A 21,672-nucleotide genomic window follows, 5' to 3' on the forward strand; every position below is an offset into this window, starting at 1 on the left:
CTCCCACCCGTAGCCCGGGCTTCAGCCCGGGAATCCCGTGCGCCCAAACCACCTCGGACTGAAGTCCGGGCTACGCCGCATCATCGGCATAAGGCGCCCCCTTAGCCCGGGAATCCGTGCACCTCACACAACACACCGAGCTACTCAGGCCGTTCGCCTGCTCCGGTGATGCGGCTCTCCTCGCCCCCGGCCCAATCTGCCGGTAGCAGGCCCTCCCGCACGTAACGGTGGAAACTCGAATGCGGCCAGTCGACGACCCGTGTGACCAGGCCGTGCTTGAGCGGGTTGATGTGGATGTAGTCGACATGGGCAGCGAAATCCCTCTCGTCCCGCAGCAGGTGCTCCCAGAAGCGAGGCTGCCACAGCCCGGCCTCACGCTTGGCGTTGGGTCTCACGGGATGCCCCTGCGCACGTAACGCCCGGACGAAGGCCGCCTTCATCGACGCAATGCGGCTTGAGAAGTCGTCGTCCCCTTCGGGCAGGCTCATCACCATGTGCAGGTGCTCGGGCAGCACAACGATCGCATCGAGGCGAAAGCTGCGTCGCGAGCGGGCCTGACGGATCGCTTCGCGCAACAGATCGACATGGCGCACGAGCAGATCGCTTCGCCGATCTGCCAGCGCCAGGGTAAGGAAGTAGCAGCCCCCGGCTTGGCGGGCTCGTCGATACATCACCATGAATGGCACGTCCGGATAGGGAGCCGGAGAGCCTTGCAGGGTGACCGCCCAGGCTCTATCGGCGCGAGGCCGAACGGCCCACTGAAGCGTCTGCATCCGTCGTAGCCCGGGCTTCAGCCCGGGAAAGGTGGAAGGTGCCAGCCCCTCCCCGGGCTGAAGCCCGGGCTACCTGGTGTTGGATTTATCGCCCGTAGCGCTCCCGCCCCCAGGCGAGCATCGCCAGCAACAGCTGGCGGATGACCTTGCGGGTGGGGACGGCGAGGTCTTCGCGGAAGGCGAAGGGCTCCTCTTCGTTCATGTAGGTGCGCTGGGCCAGTTCCAGTTGCACGGCGTGGATGTGCTGATCCGGCTGGCCGTAGTGGCGGGTGATGTGGCCGCCCTTGAAACGTCCGTTGAGCACATGGCTATAGCCCTCGGCGCGGGCGCAGACGCTGGCCAGTGCGTCGGCCAGGCTCGGGTCGCAACTGGCGCCGGCGTGGGTGCCGAGGTTGAAGTCCGGCAGGTGCCCGTCGAACAGGCGGGGGATGAAGGCGCGGATGGAGTGGGCGTCGAACAGCAGCGCATAGCCGAACTCACGCTTCAGCCGCGCCAGCTCCTCGGCGATGCGCCCGTGGTACGGCGCCCAGATGCGTTCCAGGTAGCCGGCGCGCTCCTCGGCGGACGGTGCCGCGCCTTCGCGGAACAGCGGCTGGCCGTCGAACATCACGTCGGGGAACAGGCCGGTGGTGGCGGTGGCGTAGAGTGGCGCGTCGTCCGCCGGGCGGTTGAGGTCGATGACATAGCGCGAGTAGCGCGCCGCCAGGGTCGCGGCCCCCAGCTCGGCGGCGAAGTCGTAGAGCAGCGGGATGTGCCAGTCGGTGTCGATCAGCGAGCGCGCAGCATCGCTCAGGCCGGCCTCCACCGCCGGGGTCAGGCGGGTGCCGGGGTGCGGCATGCTGATCAGCAGCGGCACGCGGCCGGAGGTGAAGTCCAGAACGTTATCCAAGGTCGATCTCCTGTCCATGGCGCACCACGCGGTTGGGCAAGGTGCCGCCGAGCCAATAGGCCAGCTCCGCCGGGCGCTGGATGTCCCAGGCGACGAAGTCGGCGAGCTTGCCCGCCTCCAGGCTGCCGCAACGCGCGGCCAGGCCCAGGGCGCGGGCGGCGTTGAGGGTGACGCCGGCCAGCGCCTCTTCCGGGGTCAGGCGAAACGACGTGCAGGCCATGTTCAGCATCAGCCGCAGGGACAACGCCGGCGAGGTGCCGGGATTGAGGTCGCTGGCCACCGCCATGGCCACACCGTGGCGACGCAGGGCGTCGATGGGCGGCAGTTGGGTCTCGCGCAGCAGGTAGAAGGCGCCCGGCAGCAGCACGGCGACGGTGCCGGCATCGGCCATGGCGATGGCGTCGTCCTCGGTCATGTATTCCAGATGGTCCGCCGACAGCGCGCCGTAGCGCGCCGCCAGGCTGGAGCCATGCAGGGACGACAACTGCTCGGCGTGCAGTTTCACCGGCAGCCCCAGCCCGCGCGCGGCCTGGAACACCCGCTCGACCTGGGCCGGGGAGAACGCCAGGTGCTCGCAGAAGGCATCCACCGCATCCACCAGCCCCTCGTCGGTCAGTGCCGGCAGGATCTCGGTGCAAACCCACTCGATGTAGTCGTCGGCGCGGCCGGCGTATTCCGGCGGCAAGGCGTGGGCGGCGAGGCAGGTGGTCTTCACCGTCACTGGCAGCACCTCGCCCAGGCGCCGGGCGACCCGCAGCATCTTGCGCTCGCTGGCCAGGTCCAGCCCGTAGCCGGACTTCACCTCCAGGGTGGTGACGCCGTCGCGCAGCAGGTGCCGGGCGCGCGTCACCGCGCTGGCCAGCAGCTCGTCCTCGCTGGCCTCGCGGGTGGCGCGCACGGTGCTGGCGATGCCACCGCCCCGGGCGGCGATCTCGGCGTAGCTGACGCCCTCCAGGCGCTGCTCGAACTCGGCGCTGCGGTCACCGCCGAACACCAGGTGGGTGTGGCAGTCGATCAGCCCCGGGGTGACCCAGGCGCCGCCCAGGTCGACCCGCCTGGCATCGCCGGTATCCGGGGCCTCGGCCAGCGGGCCGACCCAGCGGATCAGCACGCCTTCGGTGAGCAGCGCACCGTGCTCGATGATGGAGTAGCGCCCGTCCCGCAGGGTGGCGATATGGGCGTTGTGCCAGAGCGTCTTCATGTCAGGCCTCGCAGGTGGGTCCCGCTCCCGGCGGCGACCCTGTGGATGGAAAGGCAACCCGCTACAGCACCATCGCCGCCACCCAGCCGAAGGCCAGCAGCGGCAGGTTGAAGTGCAGGAAGGTCGGCACGACGGTGCCCCAGATGTGGTCATGCTGCCCGTCGGCGGCCAGTCCCGCCGTCGGTCCCAGGGTGGAGTCGGAGGCCGGCGAGCCGGCATCGCCCAGGGCTGCAGCGGTGCCCACCAGGGACAGGGTGGCCAGGGGCGAGAAACCGAAGCCCACCGCCAGCGGCACGTAGATGGCAGCGATGATCGGCACGGTGGAAAAGGACGAGCCGATGCCCATGGTGATCAGCAGCCCCACCAGCAGCATCATGAACGCCGCCAGGGCGCGGTTGCCGCCCACCAGTTCGGCGGAATGGGCCACCAGGGTCTGGATCTCGCCGGTGGCCTTCATCACCCCGGCGAATCCCGAGGCGGCGATCATGATGAAACCCACCAGGGCCATCAGCCGCATGCCCTGGAGAAAAACCCCGTCCTGCTCGTTCCAGCGGATCACCCCGCTCATGGACACCAGCGAGAACCCCACCAGGCCGCCGAACACCATCGAGCCGGTCCAGAGCTGCACCACCAGGGCCAGCACCAGGGCCAGCAGCACCATCGTCAGTTGCCGGCGGGACAGCCGCGCCGGAGCCTCGCCCTCCTCCCCCGCCACCGGCCGGTCGGCATAGACACGGGGCTGGCGGTAGCTCCAGAGCAGCGCCAGGCCCAGGCCGAACACCATGCCCAGCGCCGGGATCAGCATGGCCACCGGCGCCATCTCCCGGGACACCAGCTCGCCACTGCCTGCCCCGTTGATGTTGGCCACCAGGATGTCGTTGAGGAAGATCGCACCGAAGCCCAGGGGCAAGGCCATGTAGGTGGTGGTGATGGCGAAGGTGATGGCACAGGCCACCGCCCGGCGATCCAGTTGCAGCCGGTTCATGACGTGCAGCAGGGGCGGCACCAGCAGCGGGATGAAGGCGATGTGCACCGGCACCAGGGTCTGCGAGGCGATGCCCGCCAGCACCATGGACAGCAGGATGGCCCACTTGATGAACCGCCCGCCGCCCTCGCCCAGCCGGTCGGTGAGGTTGGCGGACAAGCGCTGGGACAGGCCGGTACGGGACAGCGCGATGGCGAAGGCCCCCAGCGTCGCGTAGGCCAGGGCCACGGGGGCACCGCCGCCCAGGCCTTCGTTGAAGGACTTCACCACGGTCTCCATCGGCAGGCCGGCGAACAGCCCGCCCACCAGTGCCGAGGCGATCAGGGCGAAGACCACCGAGACCCTCAGCATGCACAGCACAACCATGACCAGCACGGCCAGGATGATCGCGTTCATAACCACTCCTTGTTCTTGTTGTGACAGGCGGGCCGGCAGCGCGGCCCGCCTGGGTGGGCTCAGAAGCTCGGCAGCAGGCCGGCCGGCACCAGGGCGTTGAGGCAACCGCTGGCCAGCAGGTCGCTGGCGGCCTCGATGTCGGGCGCGAAGAAGCGGTCCTCCTGGTAGTAGGGCACCTGCTGGCGCAGGGTGGTGCGGGCCTGCTCCAGCTTCGGCGAGGTCTTCAGGCCGGTGCGGAAGTCCAGCCCCTGGCAGGCCCCCAGCCACTCGATGGCGAGGATGCCGCGCACGTTCTCGGCCATGGCCCAGAGGCGCTTGCCGGCGTTCGGTGCCATGGACACGTGGTCCTCCTGGTTGGCCGAAGTCGGCAGGCTGTCGACGCTGTGGGGATGGGCCAGGGCCTTGTTGTCGCTGGCCAGGGCGGCGGCGGTGACCTGGGCGATCATGAAGCCCGAGTTGACCCCGCCGTTCTCCACCAGGAAGGGCGGCAACTGGGACATGTGCATGTCCATCATCAGCGAGATGCGCCGCTCGGACAGCGAGCCCATCTCAGCGATGGCCAGGGCCAGGTTGTCGGCAGCCAAGGCCACCGGCTCGGCGTGGAAGTTGCCGCCGGACACCACGTCGCCTTCCTCGGCGAACACCAGGGGGTTGTCGGAGACGGCGTTGGCTTCGATCTCCAGCACCTCGGCAACCTGGCGCAACTGGGTCAGGCAGGCACCCATGACCTGGGGCTGGCAGCGCAGGGAATACGGGTCCTGGACCTTGTCGCACTTCTCGTGGGAGCGGGCGATCTCGCTGCTGGCGGTCAGCAGCTCGCGGAACGCCGCCGCCACGTCCACCTGACCACGCTGCCCACGGGCAGCGTGGATGCGCGCGTCGAACGGTGCCCGCGAGCCGAGCATGGCCTCGACGCTGAGGCTGCCGCAGACGGTGGCGGCGGCGAACAGGTCCTCGGCCTCGAACAGCCCGCGCAGGGCGTAGGCGGTGGACGCCTGGGTGCCGTTGAGCAGCGCCAGCCCTTCCTTCGCGGCCAGGGTCAGCGGCTCCAGCCCGGCGATGGCCAGGGCCTCGCGGGCGGGCAGCCATTGGCCCTTGTGGCGGGCGCGGCTCTCGCCGAGCAGCACCAGGGACATGTGCGCCAGCGGCGCCAGGTCACCGGAGGCGCCCACCGAGCCCTTGAGCGGGATGTGCGGGTAGACCTCGGCGTTGATCAGGGCGATCAGCGCGTCGATCACCTTGCGGCGGATGCCGGAGAAGCCACGGGCCAGGCTGTTGACCTTGAGCAGCATGATCAGCCGCACCAGGGCATCGTCCAGCGGCTCACCGACACCGGCGGCATGGGACAGCACCAGGGAGCGCTGCAGCTTCTCCAGGTCATGGGGGGCAATGCGGGTAGAGGCCAGCAGGCCGAACCCGGTGTTGATGCCGTAGGCGGTGCGGCCCTCGGCGATGATCGCTTCGACACAGCCGACGCTGGCGGCGATGGGCGCATCGGCCGAAGCGTCGAGGGTGATGCGTTGGGGCTGCTGGAAGGCGGCGCGCAGTTGGGCCAGGGTCAGGTGGCCGGGAGTGAGGTGCAAGGCATTCATTTCGGCTTATTCCCCCTTGCCGATCATGGGCAGGTTCAGGCCCTGCTCGCGGGCGCAATCGATGGCCACAGCGTAGCCAGCATCGGCATGGCGCATGACGCCGGTGGCCGGGTCGTTGGTCAGCACGCGGGCGATGCGCGCGGCGGCAGCGTCGGTGCCGTCGCAGACGATCACCACACCGGAGTGCTGGGAGAAGCCCATGCCCACGCCGCCGCCATGGTGCAGCGACACCCAGGTGGCGCCGCTGGCGGTGTTCAGCAGGGCGTTGAGCAGCGGCCAGTCGGAGACGGCGTCGGAGCCGTCGGCCATGGCTTCGGTCTCGCGGTTGGGGCTGGCCACCGAGCCGGAGTCCAGGTGGTCACGGCCGATCACCACCGGGGCGGACAGCTCGCCCGAGCGCACCATTTCGTTGAAGGCCAGGCCCAGCTTGGCGCGCAGGCCCAGGCCGACCCAGCAGATGCGTGCCGGCAGGCCCTGGAAGGCGATGCGCTCGCGGGCCATGTCCAGCCAGCGGTGCAGGTGGGCGTCGTCGGGGATCAGCTCCTTCACCTTGGCGTCGGTCTTGTAGATATCCTGCGGGTCGCCGGAGAGCGCGGCCCAGCGGAACGGGCCGATGCCCCGGCAGAACAGCGGGCGGATGTAGGCCGGGACGAAGCCGGGGAAGTCGAAGGCGTTGGCCACGCCCTCGTCCTGGGCCATCTGGCGGATGTTGTTGCCGTAGTCGAAGGTGGGGATGCCCTGCTTCTGGAAGTCGAGCATGGCGCGCACGTGCACGGCCATGGACTGCTTGGCGGCCTTGACCACGCCGGCCGGGTCGGTCTGCGCGCGGTCGCGGTACTGCTCCCAGGTCCAGCCGGCGGGCAGGTAGCCGTTGAGCGGGTCGTGGGCGCTGGTCTGGTCGGTGACCATGTCCGGGCGCACGCCCCGGCGCACCAGCTCCGGGAGGATCTCGGCGGCGTTGCCGTGCAGGGCGATGGAGATGGCCTTGCCTTCGGCGGTGTAGCGGGTGATGCGTGCCAGGGCGTCGTCGAGGTCCTTGGCCTGCTCGTCCACATAGCGGGTCTTCAGGCGGAAGTCGATGCGGCTCTGCTGGCACTCGATATTCAGCGAGCAGGCCCCGGCCAGGGTCGCGGCCAGGGGCTGGGCGCCGCCCATGCCACCCAGGCCGGCGGTGAGCACCCAGCGGCCCTTGAGGTCGCCGTTGTAGTGCTGGCGGCCGGCCTCGACGAAGGTTTCATAGGTGCCCTGGACGATGCCCTGGCTGCCGATGTAGATCCAGCTGCCGGCGGTCATCTGGCCGTACATGGCCAGGCCCTTGGCATCCAGTTCGTTGAAGTGTTCCCAGGTGGCCCAGTGCGGCACCAGGTTGGAGTTGGCGATCAGCACACGGGGGGCGTCGGCGTGGGTGCGGAACACCCCCACCGGCTTGCCGGACTGCACCAGCAGGGTCTCGTCGTCGCCGAGCGTCTTCAGGCTGTCGACGATGGCGTCGAAGCATTCCCAGTTGCGCGCGGCGCGGCCGATGCCGCCGTACACCACCAGCTCCTTCGGGTTCTCCGCCACCTCGGGGTCGAGGTTGTTCATCAACATGCGCAGCGGGGCTTCGGTAAGCCAGCTCCGGGCGTTGAGGGTGGTGCCGCGCGGGGCGCGGATCTCGATGTCGCGGTACTTGGTCATGGCAGTCTCCAGCGAGTGTGGATGGATGTTCGGGCGGCTCACAGCCAGCCCAGGAATTGCGCCAGGTAGGCCAGCGGCACGCTGAACACCAGGCTGAGAAGGGTGCGCTGCAGCCAGACCAGCAACAGTTCCCGCAGGCGGAGCGGGATCCGTGTGGCCAGCACGCAGGGGATCGAGGCGGACAGGAACAGCACGCTGCTGACGGACACGATGGCGGTGACGAAGCGCACCAGCACGTCGGCGTCCTTGAGCAGCATCGCCGGCAGGAACATCTCCGCCAGGCCGGCGGCGAGGGCGCGGGCCACCACCATGGGCTCGCCCAGGCCCAGCAGCCAGGTGACGGGATAGAGCAGCAGGCCGACGGCGTCGAACAGCGGCGTGTAGCGGGCGGCCAGCAACCCGAGGAGCCCGACGGCAAGGATGCTGGGCAGGATGGCGGCGGTCATGCGCAGGCCGTCGATGAAGGTTTCCCGCAGGGCCGATACCAGCGTCGGGGCCTGGGCCGCCTGCTCCAGCCCGGCGCGCCAGGCACTGACCAGGCGGCTGGCACCGGGTGCCAGCGGCGGTTCAGCCCGGCCCTCGGACGGCAGCCGTGACAGCGGATAGATCCGCGCGCTGACGGCAGTCACGGCGAAGGTCACCAGCATGGCGCCCCAGAAGTAGAGGTTCCATTGCCCCATCAGGCCGAGGGTCTTGGCGATGATCACCATGAAGGGCGCCGAAACCGTGGAAAACCCGGTAGCGATGATGGCGGCCTCACGCACGCTGTAGTGGCCCTGCTGGTACATGCGGTCGGTGATCAGCAGTCCGACGGAGTAGCTGCCGACGAAGGAGGCCACGGCATCAATGGCCGACTTGCCCGGGGTCCGCCAGATGGGGCGCATCACCGGCTGCATCAGCACGCCCACCAGCTCCAGCAGGCCGAAGCCGATGAGGAACACCAGTGCCAGGGCACCCAGCGGCACGATCAGGGCCAGGCTCAGCACCAGCTTGTCGAAGAGGAACGGCAGCATCCCCGGCTCATAGACGGCGGCGGGCCCCACCTGGAACAGGTAGGCGATGCCGATCAGCAAGCCGACGCCCTTGAGCACGCTGAACACCAGGTGGGTGACGCCCTGGCGCCAGCGCCCGCTGCGCCAGGGCTCGATGGCGCCGTAGAGCATGAAGAGCACCGCCAGGCCGATGACCAGCGGGCGCGCGTACACCTGCAGGGCCGAGGCGGCGTGGTCGATCAGGATGGTCGAACGGCCGGCGATCTCGAACGGGACGAAGAACAGCACGAGGCCGATGGCGCTGTAGCCCAGCAGGCGGACGAGTGCCAGGGTGCGGTTCGGCTGTGCAGTCGCTGAAAGGTTGCCAGGCATCGCGCGTCTCCGGTTACAGGTTGTTCAGGGCTCAGGAACAGACACGTATCTACTTGTACATACAAGCATATGCAATTCAGGGACCAACCCGCTCCGCTGCGCCTGCATGACGGCGGAAGGCGCCGGATTACCTGGGCTCAGGCAGGCATCCCCGGTTTGCACGGGCGCAACCGATCCGACCGCTACCTGGGGCAGCGGCGCATCATTCGGGAGCAGCACCGCACACCGTTGAGGCGTTCGGTAACAGTGGGAGGCAGGCGGACGGGGGTGCCCGGCAAGGGCGAGCAGCGTGGGGAACGCAGGGAAGGCCGGGCGCGCCTCAGCGCGCCAGCAGCTCGATCAGGCAGAGGGTGCCGGCACCCTCGAGACGGACCTCGGACAGGCCGCCCGAGCGCTCCAGGTGCAGGCAGTCGTGGCGTTCCAGCAGCGGGCCGCCCTGGAGGCCTGCGCCGGCTTCGGCGGCGAACAGCAGCAGGTGATCGGCATCGCTGAACAGCGACTGCGGTCCGTCGAGGCGCAGCCACTGCAAGCGAGCGGCGTAGTGCGCGGGGGCGTAGATGAGGTTGAAGTCGCGGATCGGCCCGTCGATGAGGGTGCAGTCCACGGCCGCCCCGCCGTCGAAGGCGAAGGCATCCAGCGGGCCCAGGTCGCGGGAAGGCTGGCCGTCCACGGTCAGGCGCATGCCGGCACCTTCCAGCACGGTGATGACGCGCTGGTAGCCGGTGAAGGCGGAGAACGGGCCGGACTGGCCGACATCGGCAATGGACAGGCGCCAGCCGAAGCCGTCGAGGCCGTCCCCGGCATCCCGGAGGATCTCCAGGGTGGAGCCGGCGCCGTTCTTCCAGGGCATGCGCGGGTAGTCGGCTGCCTTGAGCAGGCGGATGCGGTTCATGAGCCGAAGCGTCCTTCGAGGCGGTAACGCGAGCCGGGGTACAGCAGGCGGGCGCTGGTGACGGTGTTGCGCCCGGACCAGGTGCGGCGGCGAATCAGCAGGCAGGGCTCACCCCGTTCGATCTGCAGCAGGCGGCACTCGTCGGCATCGGCGAGGATGGCCTCCACCACGTGCTCGCCCTCGGTGAGCGGGGCGATCTGGGACAGGTAGGCATGGGGCGTCTGGCGGGTGAAATCCTGGGCCAGGTAGTCAGGGGCCACGGCGGGGTTCACGTAGCGGTCCTCGATCTGCACCGGCACGTCGTTCTCGAAGTGCACGATGCGCGAGTGGAACACCCGCTGGCCTTCGCGCAGGTCCAGCGCCAGGGCGCGCTCGGGGCCGGCCTGCTCTTCCTGCAGGCTGACCACCACGCAGTGGTGACGGTGGCCACGGGCGGCGATCTCCTCGGCGATGTTGTGCACCTCGAACAACGCGGCCTGGCCCTTGGGCTCGGCGACGAAGGTGCCCACGCCCTGCATGCGCACCAGCAGGCCGTCGGCGGTCAGCTCGCGCAGGGCACGGTTGATGGTCATGCGGCTGAAGCCCAGCTCGCTCACCAGCTCGCTCTCCGACGGCACCCGGTAGTGCGGCGGCCAGGCGCCGGACTGGATCTGCTGGGTGATCATCTGCTTCACCCGGGCGTACAGCGGCGCGGGAGCGTCACCGATCTGGGCGGCCAGGGAGGACGGCGCGGAGGGCGATGGGGACACGGGATTCTCCTTGTGGAAACGGCGGGCACCAGGCAGGCACCCGCTACCGGCATGTACCGGATTCGATACCGGCGAACAAGCACGGACAGGCGCAAGTTTACGGCGCCCGATAACGTCTGTATATGTATATACAAATAAGACCACTCACCGGGAGCCCGCGCCATGCCTGCCTTCCACGCTGAACGAGCCCTCCTGCCCTCGGGCTGGGCACGCAATGTCCGCTTCGAGGTCGGGGCTGCCGGCCTGCTTGAGCAGGTCCTCCCCGATGCCGGCTCCGAGGGCGCCGAGCGGCTCCACGGCCCAGTACTGCCGGGTATGCCCAACCTGCACTCCCACGCCTTCCAGCGGGCCATGGCCGGCCTGGCCGAGGTGGCGGGCAACCCCAACGACAGCTTCTGGACCTGGCGCGAGCTGATGTACCGCCTGGTGGGCCGCCTCAGCCCCGAGCAGATGGAAGTGATCGCCCGCCAGCTCTACGTGGAGATGCTCAAGGCCGGCTACACCGCCGTGGCCGAGTTCCACTACGTGCACCACGACCCGGCCGGCCGCCCCTATGCCGACCCTGCGGAGCTGGCGCTGTGCATCAGCCGTGCCGCCCGCGACAGCGGCATCGGCCTCACCCTGCTGCCGGTGCTCTACAGCCACGCCGGCTTTGGCGGCCTGCCGCCCAACGAGGGCCAGCGCCGTTTCATCCACGGCACCGACAGTTACCTGGCCCTGCAACAGCGCCTGCGCGAGGCACTGCCGGCGGACCAGGGGCTGGGGCTGTGCTTCCACTCCCTGCGGGCGGTGACGCCCGACCAACTGACCACGGTGCTGGCGGCCGAAGACGGGACCCGGCCGATCCACATCCACATCGCCGAGCAGCAGAAGGAGGTGGACGACTGCCTGGCCTGGAGCGGCCGTCGTCCCTTGCAGTGGCTGTACGAACACGCGCCGGTGGACCCGCGCTGGTGCCTGGTGCACGCCACCCATGCCGAAGCCGATGAGGTGCAGGCCATGGCGCGCAGCGGCGCGGTGGCGGGCCTGTGCCTGACCACCGAGGCCAACCTGGGCGACGGGATCTTCCCGGCGGTGGACTTCCTCGCCCGGGGCGGGCGCCTGGGCATCGGCTCCGACAGCCATGTGTCGGTGAGCGTGGTGGAGGAACTGCGCTGGCTGGAATACGGCCAGCGCCTGCGTGACCAGCGGCGCAATCGCCTGTATCGCCCGGAGCAGCCCCAGGTGGGCCGCACCCTGTTCGACGCGGCCCTGGCCGGCGGCGCCCAGGCCCTGGGCCAGCCGGTGGGGGCGCTGGCCGTGGGCAGCCGGGCCGACTGGATCGTGCTGGACGGCACCGACCCCTACCTGGCCACCGCCGAGGGAGATGCCCTGCTCAACCGCTGGTTGTTCGCCGGCGGCGACCGCCAGGTGCGGGATGTGATGGTGGGCGGGCGCTGGGTGGTGCGCAACGGCCACCACCCCGCCGAGGAGGCGACGGCCTGGGCTTTCGCCGAGGTGCTGCGGACCGTCCTCGGCTGACGGCCCGCCGACGGGATCAGGGCATCTGGCTGTCGGGGGTGCGCCAGATCAGCCGGTCAGTGTCGTAGCCCTGGGACTGGGCCAGGCGCACCAGGCGCGCGCGGGTCTTCTCCGAGACCACCGGGGTGCGCGACAGCATCCACAGGTATTCGCGGCTCGGGTTGCCCACCAGCGCGGTGGTGTAGCCCTCGTCCAGGTAGAGCACCCAGTAGTTGCCCTTGGCGAGGTCCGGGAAGAGCCGGGTGAAGACGTTGTCGAAGCGCACCCAGAGCTTGTCGGTCTGCCCCTCCACCTGGGGCACGGCATAGCCGCGCGCCTCCTGCCACTCGCCCTCGGGGGTGCGGCAGCGGTTGAGCACGCCGACGCGGCCCTCGCCTTCCAGGCTGTAGTGGGCCTCGGACTGGGCGCAGTTGCGCTGGAAGAACATCGGCAGGCGCGCCAGCTCGTACCAGGTGCCCTGGTAGCGCTGCAGGTCCACCTGCCCGGCAGTACGTGGTGGGTCCGCCGGGCTGCCGCTGCCGGCGCAGCCGGCCAGCAGCAGGGCGGCGGCAAACAGGGCCCGGCGCATCATTTCAGCCCCTTGCCCTGATACATCACCACCTTGTCGGCGGCGAACTGGATGCTGATGAAGGTCTGCTGGTCACCCCAGGTGCAACTGGTGAGGCCGACCGCGCCGGAGCATTCGGTGGGTTCGCCGATCAGTTGCTCCACCTCGGTCTTGGCCATGCCGGCCTTGATCTTGGAGTAGTTCTCCTGGTTGATCTTGTTGCACGCAGCGAGCGCGGCACAGATGGACAGCAGGGCGAGGATACGCAGGCGCATGGATGACTCCGTTCAGGGGTAGGAACGCCGCAAAGCTTGGCACAGCGAGGCGGCGGGTGCCCATTGGATTCAGAAGCGCGAGCCGGGTTCCTCGAGGAAGCGCAGCTCCGCCTCGGTGGAGGCGCGCGACAGGATGGCATTGCGGTGGGGGAAGCGACCGAAGCGGGCGATCACCGTGCGGTGCCGCTCGGCGTAATCCAGGTAGCTGTCGAAGGGGCCACGCTCAGCCTCGGGTACCGCATCCCGCAGGGCGGCGAAGCGCTGCACGGCCTCGTCCTGCAGGGCCAGGTCTTCGGCGTGCTCCAGCACCAGGTAGGCGAAGACGCGGCGGATCGGCGGGAGCTGCCGGTCCCACGCCTGCGCCAGGCCGTCGCGGACCTGCTCGCGGGCCAGGGCATCGCCGGCAAAGGCGCGGGGCTGGTCGCGGAAGATCATGCGCGGCAACTGGTCCAGCAGCAGCAGCCGGGCCAGCCAACCGTCCGGGCACTGGCCCCACTCGGCGAGGCCGCCGGCCAGGGCCTGCTCCACCAGCGGGCCGAAGCGTTGCTCGGCCTCGCGGTCCTGGCTGTCACGCTTGCCGAACCACAGGCCCTGGCGGCTCGCCACCACCTCGCTGACCGGGGCCTCGGGCCCGAACCACCAGTCCAGCAGCGGCTGCCAGGGTTGCATGGCTTACTCCAGGTGGTAGCCGGTGACCCGGGCCACTTCTTCCTTGGAGCCCAGGAACACCGGCACGCGCTGGTGCAGGGACTCGGGCTGGAGGTCGAGGATGCGCTGGCGACCGTTGGTGGCGGCACCGCCGGCCTGCTCGATGATGAAGGACATCGGGTTGGCTTCGTACATCAGCCGCAGCTTGCCGGCCTTCTCCGGCTCACGGGCGTCCCAGGGGTACATGAACACGCCGCCACGGGTCAGGATGCGGTGCACGTCGGCCACCATGGAGGCGATCCAGCGCATGTTGTAGTTCTTGCCCAATGGGCCTTCCTTGCCGGCCAGCATCTCGCCCACGTAGCGGCTCACCGGGGCTTCCCAGTGGCGCTGGTTGGACATGTTGATGGCGAACTCGGCGGTGGTCTCCGGCACGCGGATGGTGTCGTGGGTGAGCACGAACGAGCCCAGCTCGCGGTCCAGGGTGAAGCCCTTGACGCCGTCGCCCAGGGTCAGCATGAGCATGGTCTGCGGGCCGTAGATGGCGTAGCCGGCGGCGACCTGCTGGGTGCCGGGCTGGAGGAAGGCCTGTTCGTTCAGGCTGTCATTCTGCGAAAGGTACTGATCCGGGCAGCGCAGCACCGAGAAGATGGTGCCGACCGAGACGTTGACGTCGATGTTGGAGGAGCCGTCCAGCGGGTCGAACACCAGCAGGTACGCGCCCTTGGGGTACTTGCCGGGGATCTGGTAGGCGTTGTCCATTTCCTCGGAGGCCATGCCGGCCAGGTGGCCGCCCCATTCGTTGGCTTCCAGCAGGATCTCGTTGGAGAGCACGTCGAGCTTCTTCTGCACTTCGCCCTGGACGTTCTCGGTGCCCATGCTGCCCAGCACGCCACCCAGCGCGCCCTTGGACACCGCGTGGCTGATCTCCTTGCACGCACGCGCCACCACCTCGATGAGGAAGCGCAGATCGGCAGGGGTGTTGTGGCTACGGGTCTGCTCGATCAGATAGCGACTGAGGGTAACGCGGGACATGAATTGGCTCCGGATGGAATGGGAAAAAACGCGCGCAGTTTAGCGCGACTCGCGGCGCATTGCTTCACGCCAGGCGACACGGCGGACGGCAGGCAGGGCCCTGACGAAGCGGCGCTGAAGGATCAGACGCGACACGGGCGCACAGGTTCAGTGACGACTCAGGACGACAGGCTCGCCAGGCTGCAGACGCGGTTGCGGCCGTTGCGCTTGGCCTCGTAGAGGGCGGCGTCGGCGATCTGCAGCAGCTCGTCGAGGCCCTGCCCCTGGCCCGGCCAGACCGCCAGGCCGGCGGAAAGGGTCACCCGCAGTTCGCCGCTGCGGGTCACCAGGGCGGTGGTGGCCAGTTCGCCGCGGATCGACTCCAGCCGCTCGGCCGCTTCGTGGGCATCGGCCCCGGGCATCACCAGCAGGAACTCCTCGCCGCCGAAGCGGAACACCGCGTCCGAGCTGCGCAGGCTGCACTCCAGGTAGCTGGCAACGCCCTTGAGCACGTCGTCCCCCACCAGGTGGCCGTGGCGGTCGTTGAGCTGCTTGAAGTGGTCCAGGTCGATCAACGCCAGGGCGATCGAACTCTGCTCGCGCAGGCCCCGGGCCATCTCGCGCTCGAAGAACTCACTGAGGTAACGGCGGTTGTAGAGCCCGGTGAGCGGGTCACGCAGGGCCTGCTGGCGCAACTGCTCGTGGAGGCTGGAGATGGTCCGCAGGCGCTCTTCGCTGGTGGCCAGGGCCTCGGCCAGTTGCAGCTCGCTGCAATGCCGCGCGGTGACGTCGCGCAGGTAGATCATCCGCCCCAGCACATGGTTACCGGTGCGGGTCAGCCGCTCGATGGCCCGGCAGCGCATCTCGAAGTACCGCTCCGGCGCCTCCAGGGTGAGCATCGCCTCCACGTTGCCCGGCGCCTGCAGCAGCGCCTGCAGCGGCTGGCCGACCACCGGCCACTCCGCCAGCCCCCGGCCCTGCCAGCCGCCACGCAGACCGGCCAGGCGCAGGGCTGCCGGGTTGGCCTCGATGACGCGGCCCTTGGCATCCACCACCAGCACCGGGTCGGGCAGTTCCTCCAGCAGCAGGTGGCGCGCCACCGGCATCAGGTCGAACAGGCGCACACCGACGATCAGCCAGGAGAACGCGGCCAGGGTGAAGGCGAAGCTGAAGGGCGTCGGATCGAAGCCGAACAGGGTCCAGCCGAGGACCACGTAGGACGCATTGGCCAGCCAGGGCACGCAGGTGACGAAGACGAATGCCAGGTAGTGCCGGCGGTGCAGACCGTGGCTGGCGAGCACGGCGCGTGCCACCAAGTAGAGGCAGAACAGCATCTGCAGGTAGACGTAGACCGCCACCCCGTGGAACAGCACCCCGTGCTCGTAGCGCACCGGTGCGCCAGGCAGGTCGCTCAGCGGTGCCGTACCCGGCCCGTAGAAAGCCTGGTGCCAGGGGTTGCTGGCCGCCAGCGCCCAGGCCAGCAGCGGCGCGATGGACAGGGCCAGGTAGCGGCGCGGCGACAGGGGCTCACGGATGCTGTTGACGTACTGCCAGAGGAACACCGCCCAGAGGGTGGGCACCGCGACGATGCCCGGCCAGGCCATGGTGGCCCACAACACCTTGCACGAGGCACCCTGGGCAGCCAGCTCCAGGCCGGCGGCACCCAGCCACCAGAGGATGCCCAGGTGCATGAGGATGAAGCTGGCCCGGCCGGGGAAGTAACGCTGCCGGCCGACCCAGCGCGCCAGCAGGATGACCCCGACCGCCACCACACCGGTGAACAGCACCGGCGGCGAGAGGCTCCAGCCCGGGATCGAACACAGGCTCACCGACACGCTTCCACAGGGCGAGCGGCCCCGGCATACCGGACAAGGGCACGGGGCAGCGGGAAGAAAGCGCGTTTCACGGCGACGGAACCTGTCTGGAAAAGAGGCGCGGCCCATGCCGCGCGACCGCGCAACGATACAGCAAAAAGCCACCATCCATGTGACAGATGGTGGCAACAACGCCGCTTATGCGCCCTTGTTCTGGGTGCGCAGCAGGCTGACCGCCATCATCACCAGCAGCCCCACGCCCAGCAGCAGGACAGCCCAGAGGCCGAAGCGCTTCCAATCGGTCTGCTCGGCCTGGACGGCGGCCTTTTCCTCCGCCACGGCCTGGGTGACGCGCAGGTCGCCGTCGATCCGTGCCTGGCTCATCTTCGCCAGCGAGTCATCCCGCAGGCCGGGCACCAGGGTGCCCAGGGGCAGCGCCGAGGACGTGGCCGCCGGGCGGCCGACGGCCAGCACGAAGGGGCCGGTGCCCCGGGCGAGGAACACCACCTCGGTGGCGCGCATCCCCACCCGCAGCGCCGGGCCCTGGGCGCCGAAGCCACCGGCACGCAGGTCCACCTTCAGGCGCACCTGCTGGATGCGGTCCCAGCCGGAGAGGATCAGTTCGTCGTGAACGTTTTCCTTGCCCTCCCCCGGCAGGCGGTAGAGCAGGCCCGAAGTGAGCGGCCGCCACTGGCCGGCCGGGTCGTTGCGCGATTGCAGTTGGACCGGCGCCAGGGTATTGGGCTGCTCCAGGGCGAAACGCAGGCGCTCGACGGCGATGGGCAGCGGCAGGTCCCAGCGGTACTCGCCCTCCCCTTCGCTGCGCGCCGGCAGCGGATCGGACCAGACCATCGGCGCCGGGCGGCTCTTGCGGCTGGCCGTGGTGACCCGCGCGGCGGACAGCACCGGAGCCTCGGCATCCAGCCACAACAGGCGCAGGTAGCGGGCGGGCTGGCCCGGCAGCGCCACTTCACGCTGGTCGATGCGATCCCCGCCGAAGCTCAGCCGAGCCAGTTGGCCCGTGCCCCAGGGGCGCCAGTCCTGCAGGTCGTCGCTGGCCTCGATGGAGAAGCGCTGGAAGCCCTCCTCGCCCGTCGCCCAGTCCAGCACCAGGCGCTCCAGCGGGCCCTGGGCGGCGCTGGCGTCCAGCAGCCAGCCGCGCAAACGCTCGCCCGGCGCAGCGGGCTCCTCCGGCACCACTTCCACCAGGGTGCCGGTGGTGCTGCGCTCCACCCGCACACGGGGGGCGCTGTCCACATTGGCCGGGCCACGCAGGGGGAACCACTTGAGGTCCAGGGCCTGTTCGGTGCGGGCGGTACTGCCCTCGCTGCGGGTCAGCGAGTAGGCCAGCGGCTCGCCCTCGGCGTTGAACACCCGCAGATCACGCAGGTCGCCATGGGCCGCCGCCAGTTGCAAGGCCATGGGCAGCTCCAGGCGATACCAGGGACCCTGCCCCTCCACCTTGAGCGGCACCTGGGCGGTGTAGTCGGCGAGTTTCTCGGCGGCGAATGCCGGGCTGGCCACTGCCAGGCAAGCGCCCAGCAACAGGGTTAGACGACTCATGAACTGACCTGCTCCGTTTCAGCGGCGCCCCGCTTGGGCGGCAGAGGCGCGAAGTAACCGACGACCAGCAGCAGCACGCCGACGCCGATGAAGGAAATGATGCGTTCCAGACCGCCCCGGTTGCCCAGTTCGATGAAGAACAGCTTGGCCACCACCACGCCGATCAGCGCTGCACCCACCAGCCACAGCTCACGGCGCACGCGACGGTGGCCGCTGACCATGAGGCCGAGGGCAATGGTGGTCCAGACCAGGGACAGCCCCGCCTGCACCAGCATGGAATCCAGTTGGGCCTGCAGGGTGAAGGGCACGCCGCCCCAGTGGTGGGCGGTGCGGAACACCACCGCCGTGGCCAGGGCGAACAGCGAGGCGCCCACCACCACCTGAGGCAGCCAGCGCTCCACGTCTTCGCCCAGGCCGAACTCGGGCAGGTAGTCGCGCAGCCACAGGCTGACCCCCAACAGGGCGAACAGCAGGCCCAGCTCCAGCGGGTTGACCAGCGGCAGGTAGGGCAGCGGATCGGCACTGCCGTCGCTCCAGGCGTTGGCCACCCAGAACCAGCCGAGCATCATCAGCGCCAGCGGTAGCGCGGCCCACAGGCGGTACTCGCGCGGGTGTGCGGACACCGGCCAGGGCAGGCGCGGCAGGCGGGTCATCGCCAGCAGGTAAAGGCTCGGCAGCAGCGCCCAGCCCAGCCAGCGCCAGGCGTTGTAGTGCTCGGAGAGCAGCAGGAGCAGGTAGCGCAGCTCCAGCGCCAGCACGCCGAGGATCAACCAGCAGCCGAGCACGTGGGCGGCACTGCGCGCGCCCTCCGGCAGCAGGTCATGCAGGCGCTTGAGCACCAGCAGGTGGGCGGCGAACACCAGCCCCCAGCCCAGCCAGCCGAAGTCGGCCGCCGGGTGGTAGCGCGGCGTCCAGGCACCGAGCAGGGCCACCAGCGCCGCCGGCACCAGCAGCAGGCAGAGCAGCGCCAGGCCTTCCCAGCGCTCACGACGCGCCAGTTGCGACCAGGCCGCCACGCTCAGGGCCGCCAGCACCAGCGCCAGCGGCACGCGCAGCGCCGGCTCGGCGAAGCGGATGATCTCCGACAGCCCCGCCAGGGCCCACCAGCCGGCACTCCACACCAGCAGCAACTGGGCCAGGTGGCCGAGGCTGACACCCGGCAGGCGCGGGTCTTCGCGGCGGTGCTCGCGGTGCAGGCGCCAGGCCCCCACCAGCGCCGCCAGGGCCAGCACGGCCGGCGTCCAGAAGCCGGCATGGGCCAGCGGGCGCAGCCCGTCGCTGCTCAGCTCACCCAGCAATAGCGGGCTGACCGCCAGGAAGGTGATGCCGGCCACGGCCTGCAGCCCCAGGCCGAAGACGAAGCTGGCACGCAGTTGCAGGTGCAGGCTGAGCCAGATGATCAGGAGGCCGCTGCCGCCCCAGACAGCCGCGGCCGAGCGCCACGGCAGGACGAACAGCACCGCCAGGTTGATGAACACCAGGCCCGCCAGCAGCACCACGGACATGCCACGCAGCAGGCGCGCATCGTCGCGCACCATCTCGTCCCGTGCGGCCACAAGCATGCCGCCGATCAGCGCCAGGCCGATCAACGAGGCGGTGATCAGGCTGCGCCAGCCCAGCGCGCCACCGGCACCCAGGCTGTCGCGGTCGATGCCCAGCAGGAACACCGCCCCACCCAGCAACTGCACCGCGAAAGCAGCGAAGAGGAAGGTGCGCGAACGCAGACGCAGGCCGGCGAACAGCGTGGCCAGACCGGCCAGCGCCCAGGCGATGGCGGTGCCTTCGGCGTGCCAGCACAGCGGCGCGATCAGGTAGAGGAAGCCCAGGCCACAGGCCGCCAGCACCGGCTGCAGGCCGGGCTCATGGCTGCGCAGGCGGTCCGCCGGGGTGACACGCAACTGCCAATAGCTGAACAGGCCGGCCACACCCAGCATCAGGGCCCCCAGGGGCGCGCCTTCCAGCAGGCTGTCACGGCCCAGCTCCAGGCCGCTGATGAAGGCCAGCGCCGCGCCGGCCTGCAGGGCCAGGGCGAAAGCGCGGGCCAGCGGGCGGCCCTGGCGCAGGCCGAGCCAGAAGATGCCGGCTCCTTCCACCGCCCAGGCGGCGGAGGTCCAGCGGGCGTCCAGGCCCAGCGGGATGGCCAGGGTGCCGAACACCACGCCCAGGGCCAGGCAGGTTTCCACCAGCAGCAACGCGCGGCCGGCGGTACGCCCGGCCACCAGGCGTGCCAGCAGCATGTAGAACAGGCCGAGGGCCAGGGCACTGAAGGCGGCGCCGAACTCCAGGTTGCGGATCACCGCGTACTGCAGGCCGAAGCCCACCAGCGGCGGGCCGAACAGCACGGTGGCGTCGAGGTAGTCACCCTGGCGGACCGACCAGTTCAACAGTGCGTCACGCTCCGTCGGTGCGTTGGCCGCCTCGCGCAGGCGCCGACGGGCGAACAGCAGGCCGATGGCCACGTACATCAGGAAGAACAGCACCAGGAAGGGCTCGGTGCTGGCGAACAGCTCCGGCGTGTAGGAGCGGATGCCCCAGGCCATGCCGATGCCGAAGGTGCCGACGAAGCCGATCAGGTTGAGCAGACGCCAGGCCTTGAACCAGGCGATGGCGAAGATGCCGGCATTGAGCAGGGCGAAGTAGGAGAACAGCGCCACATGGTTGCCGCTGCCGGTGGAGGTGAGGATCGGTGCGGCGAAACCGCCCAGCGCCGCAGCGGCGGCCAGGCCGAGGGCGTCCTGCAGCACCGCGAGCACGGCCGAGCACAGCGTGACCACCACCAGCAGCACCAGCGCGGCCTTCGGGTCCAGCAGCGGGTGCAGGCGCATGGCCGCGAACACCGTCAGGTACAGCACTGCGATCCCCGCGCCCTGCAGCATCAGGGCATAGGACGGGTTGCGCTGGCGCAGCCACCAGCCGAGCCCCAGCAGGGCGATGGCGGCCGCCGCCACGCCGGCGTAGCGCACCTGGATCGGCACCACCATGCCCTCGGTGGCATAGCGCAGCAGGAAGGCCAGGCCGAGGAACAGCAGCACTACGCCGATGCGCAGGACGGTGTTGCCGCCGAACAGCCAGGCCTTGGCCGCGGCGAACCCGCGCTCGAACAGCGAGGGCTCGTAGCGATAACCCGGCTCGCTGCGGGGCGCCGGAGCATGCCGGACGATGGGGCGTGGTGCAGGTTGTTCCGGTTGCTGAGGCGCCGCTTCAGCGGCTGCAACGGGTTCGGGGAGGGATTCGAGGGTCCAGTCGAGCGGCGCCTCGGGCGCGGCAGGTCCCTCGGCGGCGACCTGCGCGGCCACGGGCGGCTCCACGTCGGCCGGCAGTTCCCAGACCAGTTCGGTCTCTTCAGGCTGCGGCTCGGGCCGGGCGCTGACCTCGGGCTGAGGCGCGGCGGCAGGCGTTTCCACCGGCGGGGCGGGCGGCGCGTCGGCCACCGGGGCGCGAGCCGGCTTCTCGGCGGTGCGTTTCTCCACCTCCAGCAGGCGCTGGAACAGGGCTTCGGTACCCTTTTCGAAGCGGGTGGAGAACTCGCGGAGTTCCTTCTGCAGGCGGGCATTTTCCTGCCCCAGGCCCTGCAGGCGGATCGCCTGCCCCAGGCCGAGGCCCATCAGCCCCCCCAGCAAGGCGCCGGTGATCGATTCACCAGCCGCCGCCCCCATGGCCAAGCCGACCAGCATGAAAATCCATTGCATGCGCTGTCTTCCCGAGAGTGAGAAAGCCGCCGTGCCGGCATCGAGGCCGGGCCTTGCGGCGATGCGCCAGTATATTCGGCGCA

The 21,672-nt window shown here is 69.9% G+C and carries 17 protein-coding genes; 1 reads left to right on the forward strand and 16 read right to left on the reverse strand.

The genetic code is table 11. The features are described 5' to 3' along the window. Positions 1-140 precede the first annotated feature (140 nt). The 9 genes from A9G05_RS05005 to hutC all read right to left on the reverse strand — a co-directional run bounded on the left by A9G05_RS05005 (position 141) and on the right by hutC (position 10,518). Positions 141-677, reverse strand: coding sequence for a transposase (locus tag A9G05_RS05005; RefSeq protein ID WP_069559923.1), 537 nt, complete (start codon positions 675-677; stop codon positions 141-143). A 181-nt stretch (positions 678-858) separates the two neighbouring features. Next, entirely contained in the window at positions 859-1,662 is an 804-nt protein-coding gene (gene hutG, locus A9G05_RS05010) for an N-formylglutamate deformylase (RefSeq protein ID WP_069559924.1), read from the reverse strand. Beyond that, positions 1,655-2,863: an imidazolonepropionase gene (hutI, locus tag A9G05_RS05015; RefSeq protein WP_069559925.1), complete on the reverse strand. Its 1,209-nt coding sequence runs from the start codon at positions 2,861-2,863 to the stop codon at positions 1,655-1,657. Before hutI ends, hutG begins: the two co-directional genes overlap by 8 nt. 61 nt (positions 2,864-2,924) lie before the next feature. Beyond that, positions 2,925-4,244: a Na+/H+ antiporter family protein gene (locus tag A9G05_RS05020; protein WP_069559926.1), complete on the reverse strand. Its 1,320-nt coding sequence runs from the start codon at positions 4,242-4,244 to the stop codon at positions 2,925-2,927. Between the two features lie 59 nt (positions 4,245-4,303). Continuing rightward, on the reverse strand, positions 4,304-5,836 hold the full coding sequence (gene hutH / locus A9G05_RS05025) for a histidine ammonia-lyase (protein ID WP_069559927.1): 1,533 nt from the start codon (positions 5,834-5,836) through the stop codon (positions 4,304-4,306). Positions 5,837-5,842: 6 nt separating this feature from the next. Further along, the gene (hutU, locus tag A9G05_RS05030) at positions 5,843-7,513 is read right to left on the reverse strand and encodes a urocanate hydratase (protein ID WP_069559928.1); all 1,671 of its coding nucleotides are present in this window, start codon (positions 7,511-7,513) and stop codon (positions 5,843-5,845) included. A gap of 38 nt (positions 7,514-7,551) precedes the next feature. Further along, positions 7,552-8,877 (reverse strand): YjiH family protein, encoded by a 1,326-nt coding sequence (locus tag A9G05_RS05035; protein ID WP_069559929.1) that lies wholly within the window; start codon positions 8,875-8,877, stop codon positions 7,552-7,554. A gap of 319 nt (positions 8,878-9,196) precedes the next feature. Next, positions 9,197-9,769, reverse strand: a complete 573-nt coding sequence (locus A9G05_RS05040) for a HutD family protein (protein WP_069559930.1) — start codon at positions 9,767-9,769, stop codon at positions 9,197-9,199. After that, entirely contained in the window at positions 9,766-10,518 is a 753-nt protein-coding gene (gene hutC / locus A9G05_RS05045; protein ID WP_069559931.1) for a histidine utilization repressor, read from the reverse strand. The genes A9G05_RS05040 and hutC overlap by 4 nt, the downstream gene beginning before the upstream one ends. Positions 10,519-10,680: 162 nt before the next feature. On the opposite strand from hutC, the gene A9G05_RS05050 reads away from it, so the two are divergent. Further along, positions 10,681-12,039: a formimidoylglutamate deiminase gene (locus A9G05_RS05050; RefSeq protein WP_069559932.1), complete on the forward strand. Its 1,359-nt coding sequence runs from the start codon at positions 10,681-10,683 to the stop codon at positions 12,037-12,039. 16 nt (positions 12,040-12,055) lie between these two features. Here the strand turns inward: A9G05_RS05050 and A9G05_RS05055 are convergent, their stop codons facing one another. From A9G05_RS05055 to A9G05_RS05085, 7 genes are all read right to left on the reverse strand, one after another. Then, on the reverse strand, positions 12,056-12,607 hold the full coding sequence (locus tag A9G05_RS05055; protein WP_069560042.1) for a lipocalin family protein: 552 nt from the start codon (positions 12,605-12,607) through the stop codon (positions 12,056-12,058). Then, entirely contained in the window at positions 12,607-12,861 is a 255-nt protein-coding gene (locus A9G05_RS05060) for a hypothetical protein (protein ID WP_069559933.1), read from the reverse strand. Before A9G05_RS05060 ends, A9G05_RS05055 begins: the two co-directional genes overlap by 1 nt. Before the next feature lie 69 nt (positions 12,862-12,930). Next, positions 12,931-13,530 carry a DUF924 family protein gene (locus tag A9G05_RS05065; RefSeq protein ID WP_069559934.1) on the reverse strand — a complete coding sequence of 200 codons (600 nt, stop codon included), beginning with the start codon at positions 13,528-13,530 and terminating at the stop codon, positions 12,931-12,933. Between the two features lie 3 nt (positions 13,531-13,533). Next, positions 13,534-14,544: a class 1 fructose-bisphosphatase gene (locus A9G05_RS05070; protein ID WP_069559935.1), complete on the reverse strand. Its 1,011-nt coding sequence runs from the start codon at positions 14,542-14,544 to the stop codon at positions 13,534-13,536. A 158-nt stretch (positions 14,545-14,702) separates the two neighbouring features. Next, on the reverse strand, positions 14,703-16,352 hold the full coding sequence (locus A9G05_RS05075; RefSeq protein WP_069559936.1) for a histidine kinase N-terminal 7TM domain-containing protein: 1,650 nt from the start codon (positions 16,350-16,352) through the stop codon (positions 14,703-14,705). A 183-nt stretch (positions 16,353-16,535) separates the two neighbouring features. Beyond that, entirely contained in the window at positions 16,536-17,900 is a 1,365-nt protein-coding gene (locus tag A9G05_RS05080) for a DUF3999 domain-containing protein (protein ID WP_069559937.1), read from the reverse strand. Further along, positions 17,897-21,589 carry a DUF2339 domain-containing protein gene (locus A9G05_RS05085; RefSeq protein WP_069559938.1) on the reverse strand — a complete coding sequence of 1,231 codons (3,693 nt, stop codon included), beginning with the start codon at positions 21,587-21,589 and terminating at the stop codon, positions 17,897-17,899. The genes A9G05_RS05080 and A9G05_RS05085 overlap by 4 nt, the downstream gene beginning before the upstream one ends. Positions 21,590-21,672 lie beyond the last annotated feature (83 nt).

Source organism: Pseudomonas sp. ENNP23 (assembly GCF_001728945.1).
Lineage (GTDB): Bacteria > Pseudomonadota > Gammaproteobacteria > Pseudomonadales > Pseudomonadaceae > Metapseudomonas > Metapseudomonas otitidis.